The sequence below is a fragment of the Klebsiella sp. C360 genome (assembly GCF_048822415.1).
GTDB classification, from domain to species: Bacteria; Pseudomonadota; Gammaproteobacteria; order Enterobacterales; family Enterobacteriaceae; genus Klebsiella; species Klebsiella quasipneumoniae.
This window is the reverse complement of the sequence record NZ_JBMEZZ010000011.1, coordinates 137756-148646: the sequence shown is the minus strand read 5'-3', so window position 1 is coordinate 148646 and position 10891 is coordinate 137756. Positions and strand designations below refer to the sequence as shown.

The 10891-nt window shown below is 60.2% G+C and carries 11 protein-coding genes; 2 read left to right on the top strand and 9 right to left on the bottom strand.

Features of this window, described 5'->3' with window-relative positions:
* Positions 1 to 215: 215 nt before the first annotated feature.
* Together norW and norV are read right to left on the bottom strand one after the other, a co-directional pair.
* A complete protein-coding gene (gene norW / locus ACOI7D_RS22830; RefSeq protein ID WP_109547016.1) occupies positions 216 to 1352 on the bottom strand; it encodes an NADH:flavorubredoxin reductase NorW in 1137 nt (378 codons plus the stop codon).
* Positions 1349 to 2797, bottom strand: coding sequence for an anaerobic nitric oxide reductase flavorubredoxin (norV, locus tag ACOI7D_RS22825; RefSeq protein WP_023290776.1), 1449 nt, complete (start codon positions 2795 to 2797; stop codon positions 1349 to 1351). The genes norW and norV overlap by 4 nt, the downstream gene beginning before the upstream one ends.
* A 187-nt stretch (positions 2798 to 2984) precedes the next feature.
* Between norV and norR the strand changes: the two genes are divergently transcribed.
* Positions 2985 to 4535: a nitric oxide reductase transcriptional regulator NorR gene (gene norR, locus ACOI7D_RS22820; protein WP_048335079.1), complete on the top strand. Its 1551-nt coding sequence runs from the start codon at positions 2985 to 2987 to the stop codon at positions 4533 to 4535.
* Here the strand turns inward: norR and gutQ are convergent.
* From gutQ to srlA, 7 genes are all read right to left on the bottom strand, one after another.
* Positions 4498 to 5463: an arabinose-5-phosphate isomerase GutQ gene (gutQ, locus tag ACOI7D_RS22815; protein ID WP_032453823.1), complete on the bottom strand. Its 966-nt coding sequence runs from the start codon at positions 5461 to 5463 to the stop codon at positions 4498 to 4500. The genes norR and gutQ overlap by 38 nt on opposite strands.
* Positions 5456 to 6229 (bottom strand): glucitol operon DNA-binding transcriptional repressor SrlR, encoded by a 774-nt coding sequence (gene srlR / locus ACOI7D_RS22810; protein WP_004205671.1) that lies wholly within the window; start codon positions 6227 to 6229, stop codon positions 5456 to 5458. Before srlR ends, gutQ begins: the two co-directional genes overlap by 8 nt.
* Positions 6230 to 6295: 66 nt before the next feature.
* Positions 6296 to 6655: a transcriptional regulator GutM gene (gene gutM, locus ACOI7D_RS22805; RefSeq protein WP_023290773.1), complete on the bottom strand. Its 360-nt coding sequence runs from the start codon at positions 6653 to 6655 to the stop codon at positions 6296 to 6298.
* A gap of 157 nt (positions 6656 to 6812) precedes the next feature.
* Positions 6813 to 7592: a sorbitol-6-phosphate dehydrogenase gene (gene srlD / locus ACOI7D_RS22800; RefSeq protein WP_002914815.1), complete on the bottom strand. Its 780-nt coding sequence runs from the start codon at positions 7590 to 7592 to the stop codon at positions 6813 to 6815.
* A 12-nt stretch (positions 7593 to 7604) separates the two neighbouring features.
* Positions 7605 to 7967 carry a PTS glucitol/sorbitol transporter subunit IIA gene (srlB, locus tag ACOI7D_RS22795; protein WP_032453821.1) on the bottom strand — a complete coding sequence of 121 codons (363 nt, stop codon included), beginning with the start codon at positions 7965 to 7967 and terminating at the stop codon, positions 7605 to 7607.
* Between the two features lie 13 nt (positions 7968 to 7980).
* Entirely contained in the window at positions 7981 to 8961 is a 981-nt protein-coding gene (srlE, locus tag ACOI7D_RS22790; protein WP_032453820.1) for a PTS glucitol/sorbitol transporter subunit IIB, read from the bottom strand.
* The gene (gene srlA, locus ACOI7D_RS22785) at positions 8958 to 9521 is read right to left on the bottom strand and encodes a PTS glucitol/sorbitol transporter subunit IIC (protein WP_004205677.1); all 564 of its coding nucleotides are present in this window, start codon (positions 9519 to 9521) and stop codon (positions 8958 to 8960) included. The genes srlE and srlA overlap by 4 nt, the downstream gene beginning before the upstream one ends.
* Before the next feature lie 277 nt (positions 9522 to 9798).
* Between srlA and mltB the strand changes: the two genes are divergently transcribed.
* Positions 9799 to 10878 (top strand): lytic murein transglycosylase B, encoded by a 1080-nt coding sequence (mltB, locus tag ACOI7D_RS22780; RefSeq protein WP_023290770.1) that lies wholly within the window; start codon positions 9799 to 9801, stop codon positions 10876 to 10878.
* The last annotated feature ends 13 nt before the right edge of the window (positions 10879 to 10891 follow it).

Genomic DNA, 10891 nt, shown 5'->3' with positions numbered 1-10891 from the left:
CATGGTGAATAAATTAACGACAGGTCGTACGAACGTAGGCCGGGTAAGGCGCAGCCGCCACCCGGCACAAAATCGGCTCTGTGCCTGCTGTCATCGCCCGGTGGCGCTGCGCTTACCGGGCCTACGAGGTATGAGCCTGGGAGAGGACCCTGTAGGCCGGGTAAGGCGCAGCCGCCACCCGGCAAACTAACGGCAAAACAGGGCTGCCTGGAGGGTCATTCACTCACCAGCTGTTTGAGCAGCGCGAAGGCGTCTTTCATCTTGTCTTCGCTGACCACAAAGGCGCGCAGTTGATTCGCCGCATCCAGCCCTTTCGCCACCAGCCCCTCTTTGGCGGCTACGATGTTCCACGTCAGATCCTCGCGACGGGTGTCGCCGGCCAGATGCAGCGGCAGATCCGGGGTCTTCACCTTCACCAGCATTGGCGGCAGCTTGAGTTCGCCTGCCTGCGCCAGCAGGTTTTTACTCAGGCACATGGCGCTGAGCAAAATCGGCTGCAGGAACGGCATTACCGTACCGTTGATTTCCGCACAGTCGCCGAGGGCGTAAATCGCCGGGTCGCTGGTTTGCAGCTGGCTATTGACCACCACGCCGCGGTTAATCTGCAGTCCGGCGTGGCGCGCCAGCGAGGTTTCCGGGCGCAGGCCGGCGGCGGCCACCACCGCATCGACGGTTATCGCGCGCTGGCGGTCGAGACTGACGCGGATGCCGTCGGCGGTGTGTTCAAGCCCTTCCAGCTGCGTTTTTAACATCAGATGGACGCCCATCCCGGTGAGGCGATGCTGCAGACGGCTGCTGACCTCCGGCGGCATCAGCGCCGCCAGCACGCTGGCGGCATTATCGACCACCGTTACCGCTTTACCGGCGCGACAGAAATCCATCGCCAGCTCGCAGCCAATCAGGCCGCCGCCGACGATCAGCACCCGCCTGGCGTCGCGGAGCTGGCTCTGCGCCGCGCCATATTCGCGCTGGCTGTTCAGCGTTAGTATCAGCTCGCGGCCCGGCACCGGGGGGATAAACGGCGTGGCGCCGGTGGCCAGCACCAGTTTGTCGTAGCGCCACTGCTTATCCAGGCTTTTCACCCGATGGTTTTCAGCGTCGATATCGCTCACCCAGGTATGGGGAAACAAGCGCAGGTGGTACTGTTCGGCGAACTCGCCGGCGCTTTGCAGAGTCAGATCGTCGGCGTGCTGTCCGCGGCTGATGACGTGGCTGAGATCGGGCTTGTTATACTCATCCATGCTGTCGGCGGCGATGAGGGTCAGCGGGATCTCGGCATCCTGCTTACGAATATTTTTCACCAGCTGGCGGGCCGCGAAGCCCGAGCCGATGATGACGATGCCATCACTCATTTTGCCTCCGTCGCCAGAACATCAAACACATCTTTACCCAGCGAACATTCAGGGCAGAGGAAGTTATCCGGCACGTCGCTCCACGGCGTACCCGGCTGCACATCCTGGTTAGGTTCGCCTTTCGCCGGGTCATACACCCACTGGCAGACGCTGCACTGCATCATGGGACCGAGATCGGCGGCCGCGGCGGCGGCACAGGCGCACTCCTGTTGTTCCGGCGTGACTGTCGCTTCAGCAACCGGCAGTGGAGCGAGCGCCCACTGGCGGGCGATGTCGCGCCCGTGTTGGCGGCACAGTTCGAGCGCGTCGATATCCGGCCGCCATTTGGCCTTCAGACTCAGGGACATTTCAAACCCGGCATCTTGCAGGCGAGTGGACAGGCGGTCTACCGCGCCGCCGCTCCAGCCGTGGGAGCCAAAGGCGCTGGCGCGTTTGTTGCGAAAACGCAGCCCGGTCATCTCTTCCACCAGCCCGGCAATTTTCGGCATCATGACGTTGTTCATGGTGGAGGTGCCCACCAGCACGCCTTTTGAGCGGAAAACGTTGGTCAGAATGTCGTTTTTGTCGCTGCGGGCGACGTTAAAGATTTTCACCGCCACCCGTGGGTCGACCTCGGTGATCCCCTGGGCAATGGCGTCCGCCATCATGCGGGTGTTGTTGGACATGGTGTCGTAGAAAATCGTGATGCGATCTTCCTGATAATCCGCCGCCCATTCGAGGTATTTCTCGACGATTTGCGTCGGGTTATCGCGCCAGACCACGCCGTGGGAGGTGGCAATCATCGCTACCGGCAGGTTGAAGCCGAGAATTTCGTTAATTTTCGGCGTCACCAGGCGGCTGAAGGGCGTCAGGATGTTGGCGTAGTAGCGCTGGCACTGTTCGTACAGTTCAGTCTGGTCCACTTCATCGTTAAACAGATGTTCGTCGCAGTAGTGCTGGCCGAAGGCGTCATTGCTGAACAGCACCGCGTCGCCGGTCAGGTAAGTCATCATGCTGTCCGGCCAGTGCAGCATTGGCGTTTCCACGAAGATCAACTGCTTACCATTGCCGATATCGAGGGTGTCGCCCGTTTTCACCACGTGGAAGTTCCACTCCGGATGGTGGTGATGGCCGTTGATGGAGTCGATGGCGTTGGCGGTGCAGTAGATCGGTGTATCCGGGATCTGCATCATCAGCTCAGTCAACGCGCCGGCGTGGTCCTCTTCGGCGTGGTTAATAACGATGTAGTCGAGGTCGGCGAGGTCGATTTCGCGGCGCAGATTCTGCACGAACTCGCGGCTGAATTTATGATCGACGGTATCGATCAGCACGTTTTTCTCTTCGCGGATGAGATAGCTGTTATAGCTGCTGCCGCGCAGCGTTTTATATTCGGTGCCGTGGAAATCACGCACTTCCCAGTCACGTTGGCCAACCCAAAGAATGTTATTTTTCACCACAATAGACATAGCAACCTCAATTAATACAGTGTGTTCAAAGTCAGTTGATTGATGTATTACAAGTTGCGTGCCAGTTTTTTAACTTATTGAATAAAAGCATTTTTTAAATTTTCATGATTTTAGTTGCTGTCAAAATGACAATGATTAGAATAGTCGATATGACTATATTGGCTGTCAAAATGACAATGGAGCGATAATGAGTTTTTCCGTCGAGGCGCTGGCGAGAATCGCCATTGATTTACAAAGCGATATCGGCCACGTCGACCGCTTTTCGCGCCTGATCGCCACCCTGCGGCAGATCCTTGGCTGCGACGCCTCGGCGCTGCTGCGCTATGAGGCCCATCAGTTTGTGCCGCTGGCGATCGATGGTCTGGCGCAGGATGTGCTTGGCCGGCGCTTTGCACTGGATGGGCATCCGCGGCTGGAGGCGATCGCCCGCGCCGGCGATGTGGTGCGCTTCCCGGCGGACAGCGACCTGCCGGACCCCTATGACGGCCTGATCCCCGGCCAGGAGAGCCTCAAGGTTCACGCCTGCGTGGGGTTGCCGCTGTTTGCCGGGCAAACGCTGATCGGCGCGCTAACTCTTGACGGCATGGATGCCGACCGCTTCGACAGCTTCAGCGATGAAGAGCTGCGACTGATTGCCGCGCTGGTGGCCGGGGCGCTGAATAACGCGCTGCTTATCGCCCGCCTTGAAGCGCAAAACGTCCTGCCCGCGCAGGTGGTGAATTACCCGCAGCCGGAGCGTCAGGAGATCATCGGCCTGTCGGCGCCGATGCTGCAGCTGAAAAAAGAGATCGAGATTGTCGCCGCCTCGGATTTGAACGTGCTGATCAGCGGCGAAACGGGGACCGGTAAGGAGCTGGTGGCGAAGGCGGTGCATCAGGGATCGCCGCGTGCGGCTAACCCGCTGGTGTACCTCAACTGCGCGGCGCTGCCGGAGAGCGTGGCGGAGAGCGAGCTGTTCGGTCACGTGAAAGGGGCGTTTACCGGGGCTATCAGCAATCGCAGCGGCAAATTTGAGATGGCCGATAACGGCACGCTGTTCCTCGACGAAATCGGCGAGCTGTCGCTGGCGCTGCAGGCGAAGCTGCTGCGCGTCCTGCAGTATGGCGATATTCAGCGTGTCGGCGATGACCGCAGCCTGCGGGTCGATGTGCGGGTGCTGGCGGCCACCAACCGCGACCTGCGCCAGGAGGTGGTGGAAGGGCGCTTTCGCGCCGACCTCTATCACCGGCTGAGCGTCTTCCCGCTGTCGGTTCCGGCGCTGCGCGAGCGGGAAAATGACGTGGTGCTGCTGGCTGGCTATTTTTGCGAGCAGTGCCGCCTGCGGATGGGGCTGGCGCGGGTAATTTTAAGTGAGGCAACGCGAAACAGGCTGCAGCAGTGGTCGTGGCCGGGCAACGTGCGCGAACTGGAGCATGCCATTCACCGCGCGGTGGTGCTGGCGCGGGCTACTCAGGCTGGCGATGACATAGTACTGGAGCCGCAGCATTTCGAGTTTACGGCGACTGCGCCGACGTTGCCGACCGAGGCGGCGGCAGCGGCGCCGGCAATGGGCAACGTGAATCTGCGCGAAGCCACGGATAATTTCCAGCGCGAGGCGATTGCCCGCGCGCTGGCGGCACATCAGGGCAACTGGGCGGCGACCGCCCGCGCGCTGGAACTCGACGTCGCCAACCTGCACCGGCTGGCGAAACGTCTGGGGCTTAAAGGATCCCGGCCTGGTAAAAGTTCTGCAGGTTGATGGCGCCGACCAGTTGGCCGTTTTCATCGACTACCGGCGCGGCGCTGATTTTGTGCTTCATCAGCCGCTCTTTGGCTTCCACCGCGCGGCTCTCCGCCTGTAGCGTCACGCCGTTGCGGGTCATCGCCTGCGCGACGCCGTCGTTTAAGGTGCCGCCGCCCACCAGCCAGCGGCGCAGGTCGCCGTCGGTGAAGACCCCCTGCACGCGGTTGGCCTCATCGCAGACCGCCACCAGGCCGAGCCCTGTGCGGCTTAGCTCGAGCATTGCGTTCATGACGTTGGCGTCCGTGCCGACGCGCGGCACTTCGTCGTCGCGGCGCATCAGGTGATGCACTTTGTTCAGCAGACGCGCGCCGAGCGCCCCTGCCGGATGGGAGCGGGCAAAATCCTCTTCATTGAAGCCGCGGGCCTGCATGACCGCCATCGCCAGCGCATCGCCAAGCATCAGGGTGTTGACGGTGCTGGAGGTCGGCGCCAGGTGCATCGGACAGGCCTCTCGCTCGACGGCGATATCCAGCACCGCTTTCGCCGCCAGCGCCAGCGGCGAGGTGGATTTGCCGGTCATCGCCAGCAGCGGGATACCTTTTTCCTCCAGCCGCGGCACGATCAGATCCAGCTCTTTCGCGCTGCCGGAGTAGGAGATAAACAGCATCACGTCGCGGCCGTCGAGCATGCCAAGATCGCCGTGCAGCGCTTCCGCCGGATGGACAAAAAAGGCCGGGGTGCCGGTGCTGGCGAAAGTCGCCGCCAGCTTTTTGCCGATATGACCGGATTTACCGATACCGGAGACAATCAGTTTGCCCTCGCAGTGGATGATGGTTTCCGCCGCGCGGATGAAGTCGTCGCCCAGGCGTTCCGGCAGGCGGCTCGCCTCCTGTAGCTCCAGCATCAGGGTCTGGCGTCCGGCCTCTAACAAAAAGTTACTCATGATGTTCTCCAGTAATAATGACTTCTATGCCTTTGGCTTCCAGCGCCCGCTGGAATGCAGGGTCAATATCGGCATCGGTAATCAATTTATCCACGCGCTCCAGGCCGCAGACGATATTGGGGCTTTTACGGCCAAACTTTGACGAGTCGGCCATCAGGATCACTTCGCGGGCGGCGTTGCACATCGCCTTGCTGACGGTATACACCTCATTGAAGGTGGTGACGCCGGCGTTCAGATCGATGCCGTCGGTGCCCATAAACAGCTTGTCGAAACTGAACTGTTCGAAAGCGTTTTCCGCCAGCTGGCCGTGAAAGGAGGCCGATTTTTTGCGGAAGGTGCCGCCGGGCATCAGGATAGTCTGTTCATTATCCAGTTCGGCCAGAGCGTTGACGATATGCAGGCTGTTGGTCATCACCGTGATGTTATTGAAGCGGCTGAGCAGTGGGACCATCTGCAGCACCGTGCTGCCGGCATCGAGGATGAGGGAGTCGCCATCATGAATAAAGCGCACCGCCGCTTCGGCGATGCGCGCTTTCTTATGGGTGTTGATCAGCGTTTTATGATCGATCGGCGGATCGGCTTCATCTTTGTTGAGTACCACGCCACCGTAGGTGCGAATGACGGTGCCGGCGTTTTCCAGCGTGACCAGATCCTTGCGGATGGTGGTGCCGGTAGTATCGAAGTGTTGCGCCAGCTCTTCGACCGAGCATTTTCCCTGCGACTGCAGGAACTCGAGAATGGCTGCCTGGCGCTGACGTGGTTTCATAGGCGTCTATCCTGCGTTTAAGTTTCGAAGTGATAATTTCGCAAGATATTTACTTTTACAACGAAATTATCCATGTTTCGGATTAAGCGCTAATGATAGTGCATTCTGACAGCGCGGATCATGGGGAAAGATCACATCAGGCTGCAATTCCCCGATATGTTTGCCGTCCAGCGCGGGGATTTTTTGCGGTCGGGCGAAAATGGTGAAGCCTTTCATCAGCAGCGTGTCGCAAATGCGGTTGTCATCATCAACGGCGATAGCGACGATGGCGCGCGGTTGAAAGCGCCCGGCGGAGCGGCCGACCCCCACCCGACCCTGCTGGCACAGGCTGTCGAAGGCGCGATTGAAGCGGCGGATCTGCCAGCCGCCGAAGGCCAGTTGGGTAAGCCAGGCGATGGCGGCGACGGTGATGAGTGCGGTAACCATAGGTGTCTCCTTAAGGGGGCCGGGAACAACCCGGGTCGCGGCGCGAGCGCCTAACCCGAGCGACCCGCGGTGCCGTATTTTTGTCGGGTGGCGGCTAACGCCTTATCCGACCTACCGTTTTGTAGCCCGGATAAGCGCGGCGCCATCCGGGATCCCTTTAAAACATCACCTGGCCGCCGGTAACGTTGATCGACTGACCGGTGCAGTATGACGCCTGCGGGCTGGCGTAAAACATCAGGACGTTCAACACATCCTGATATTCGCAACCGCGCTTCAGGGGCACCTTGTCGATGTAGTACTGCTCGACCTCGCTCTCATCGATACCGAGCTTGGTGGCGTACTGCGGCAGCAGCGACTGGAACATCGGCGACTTCAGCAGATTACCGAGCATCAGTGAGTGTACGGTAATGCCGTACTCCGCCAGATCCAGCGCCAGCGACTGGGTCAGGCCGACGCCGCCGAACTTCGCCGCGCTGTAGCCGGAGTTGTGCTTGCTGCCCACTTTGCCGGATTTCGAGTTGATCTGAATGATGCGTCCCTTAATGCCGTCGCGGATCATCAGCCGGGAAAACTCGCGGGCGCAGAGGAAGTAGCCCACCAGATTGACCTGCAGCGAGCGGTCGAAATCCCCCAGCGCAAAGTCGCTAATAAACGCCGCTTTAGCGATGCCGGCGCTGTACACCAGCAGGTCGACACGCGAGAAAATCTCATCCACTCCGTGGGCCAGCGCGGTGACGCTGGCCTCGCTGGTGGCGTCGGCGCCGAAGCCATACGCCATGCCTTCGCCATATTCAGCGTTAATCTCCTGGGCGACGCGGCTGGCTTTTTCGCTCTGAATATCGACCACCGCCACGCGGTAGCCCTCGGCGGCCAGCCCGCGGCACAGAAACTCTCCTAAGGTTTGTCCACCGCCAATGACAACAGCAACCTGATTCATCTTTCTCTCCTGTTAAGCAACAAATTTCAGTACGCAGCCGGTGGCGATGCCTTCCGGCACCGGGCCCGCGACGTGCACGGTTCCGGGGAATTCCGCTTCGCGGTGACCATCAAAGCGCAGGGTGATGTGGCCCAGCTCGCGCAGGTTTTGTTCGGCGACCTCGCCGACGGCGGTCACCGGGTAGCGCAGCTCGCCAAGCTGCAGCTCTGCGCCCGGCTGCAGCGCGCCGGCAAGCTCGCCGTGGTTGTGAATAAAGCAGTACGCTTCGATATCCGCCGGGGCGCCCTCGCGGAAGGTGATCAGCATCTGCTCTTCCAGCGCCATCGTCGCGCAGGCGCCGATGTGCGTAATGGTGGTCTGGTAAATCACGGTCATGTTCTGGCCCCTCTTACTGGTAAATAAATCCGGAAACGAACCACGCGATCAGCACCGTTGGCGCGCCGGTCAAAAAGCGGCTGACCAGCACCGACGGCACGCCGACGCGCACGGTATCCTGGCGGGCTTCAGCCAGCGACAGGCCTACCGGGATAAAATCGCAGGCGGCCTGGGCGTTAATGGCGAACAGCGCCGGCAGGGCGAGGTGCGGGGGAATATTGCCGAGGCCGATCTGAACGCCGATCAGTACGCCAATCACCTGGGCGATAACCGCGCCGGGGCCGAGAAACGGCGACAGCAGCGGGAAGGAGCAGATCAGCGCCAGGGTCACCAGACCCAGCGGATGGCTGGCCAGCGGCGCCAGGCCATGGGCGATCCAGTCGCCGATGCCGGAGGCCATGATGATGCCGATCAGCGCCGAGACGAAGGCCATAAACGGCAGGATGGTCTTCAGTACCGTATCGATGGTGTCGCGCCCGGCCTGGAACAGCACCGCCACCACCGAGCCCATTCCCATCCCGACCTTCGCCAGCAGGCCATCGCTCTGTTCAGTGATCTTTTTGCTGGCGTCGTAATCGCGACCCGCGCGGTTGTTCTCCGCCGGCGGCTCGGGAGCTACCGCGCTGTCGGTCGCGATGCGCTGAATGTTCTCCTCTTTGACGCCGGAGACGTAGATATCTTCTGTGATGTACTGGGCCAGCGGCCCCGATTTGCCGGTGGCATGGATATTCACCGTCGGGATGCGACGCTTGGGGTAGAGCCCGCAGCGCAGGGTGCCTCCGCAGTCGATAATCGCCACGCCGATGTCGCTTTCCGCCGGTTCGCCCTCTTTAAAACCGTCCACCGCCTGCCAGCCGGTCAGGCTGGCGATGCGGTCAACGATCGCCGGGCGGGTGCCGGCGGTGATATAGACGATCTTTTTGCCCTCGACGACGTCGAGCTCAAGGGGGCCGCCCCAGCCGCCGGTGCCTTTCTCAATACGAATCCGGGTCATGATGTCGCTCCTGACAGATGCACTTTCTGAGCCAGCTGAATCGCCATTTTTCGTTCGAAAATCGAGGTGGTCAGGTCGGTGACCCAGCCGCGGAAGAAGTTGGTCACCAGCCCGACCAGCAGATAGCTCACCGCCAGCGGCCCAAGCGGCAGGCCGAGGGTGGTGAGGCCGTTGGCGATGCCGAGATAGACGAACAGCTCGCCGGGGTTGATATGCGGAAACAGGCCGTTCATCGAGTGGCAGCTGTAGGACGCCGCCGCGTAATAGCTGGGCTTGTACTTCTCTGGCATAAAGCGGCCCAGGCTCAGGGTCATCGGGTTACAAAACACAAAGGTGCCGATGCAGGGCAACAGCAGGTAGCGGGAGATCGGGTTCCCGGCGCAGCGCTGCGCCAGTTTTTCGATCCGCTGCTGGCCGATAAAGTTGATCAGCGCGTTCATGATCACCAGCAGACTGATCAGCAAGGGGAGGATCCCGGTCACCATTCCGGTAAATACCTCGCCGCCTTTCTGAAACAGGCCGATAAACCACTCTGCGCCGTGGGTCACGACGTCAATCATTGTTCTCTCCTTCAGCATGTTATTTTTCTTGCTAACTGCAGGCTGATTTTAATCACTTTGAAAGGTTTTAAAGTGTTAAATAGATCTCAAAATGAAAGGTAAATATTTTATTTCGAAAGATTGACGCTGAGAGGATGAAATCGCGAGGCGCATGACAGCATCCAGGAAGGGGGGCGGTGAAGGACTATTTTGTCTACAAACAGATTGTCGCTTTCTTGTTGGTCGTCGCATGCTTTACCATAATTATCCCTTGCTGAATTTGTTAAACGGAATTCCCATGTTGAAGCGTCGCTCTCTGGCTGTACTTCCCCTTTGTGTGCTCCTCGCTGCCTGCAGCAGCAAACCCAAGACTCCCGCGGAAACGGAGATGGCGAGTGGAACCGGCGGCTTTTTGCTGGAACCGCAGCATAACGTGATGCAGATGGGCGGCGACTTCGCCAACAACCCGGCAGCGGCGCAGTTCATCGATAAGATGGTGGCGAAGCACGGCTTCGACAGGCAGCAGCTGCAGGAGATCCTGTCGCAGGCGAAGCGTCTGGACTACGTTCTGCGGCTGATGGATCGTCAGGCGCCGACCGGCCTGCCGCCGACCGGGCCGACCGGCGCCTGGCTGCGCTACAAGAAACAGTTTATTACCCCGGATAACGTGCAGAACGGCGTGGTGTTCTGGAATCAGTATCAGGACGCGCTCAACCGCGCTTATCAGGTCTACGGCGTACCGCCGGAAATCATTGTCGGCATTATCGGCGTGGAGACCCGTTGGGGCCGGGTGATGGGCAAAACCCGCATCCTCGACGCGCTGGCGACCCTGTCGTTTAACTATCCGCGCCGTGCTGAATACTTCTCCTCCGAGCTGGAAACCTTCCTGCTGATGGCGCGCAGCGAAAGCGACGACCCGCTGGATCTGAAAGGCTCTTTCGCCGGGGCGATGGGTTACGGCCAGTTTATGCCGTCCTCCTATAAGCAATACGCGGTGGACTTTAACGGCGACGGCCATATCAACCTGTGGGACCCGGTGGATGCGATCGGCAGCGTGGCCAACTACTTCAAACAGCACGGCTGGGTGAGCGGCGATCTGGTGGCGGTGCAGGCGCTGGGCCAGGCGCCGGGGCTGGAGAATGGTTTCAAAACCAAATACAGCGTTTCGCAGCTGTCGGCGGCGGGATTAACCCCGACCCAGCCGCTGGGCAACCATCAGCAGGCCAGCCTGCTGCGCCTGGACGTCGGCACCGGCTATGAGTACTGGTACGGGTTGCCTAACTTCTACACCATCACCCGCTACAACCACAGCACCCACTACGCCATGGCCGTCTGGCAGCTTGGCCTGGCGGTTTCTCAGGCCCGCGGCGGTTATTAATACTGTCATCCGG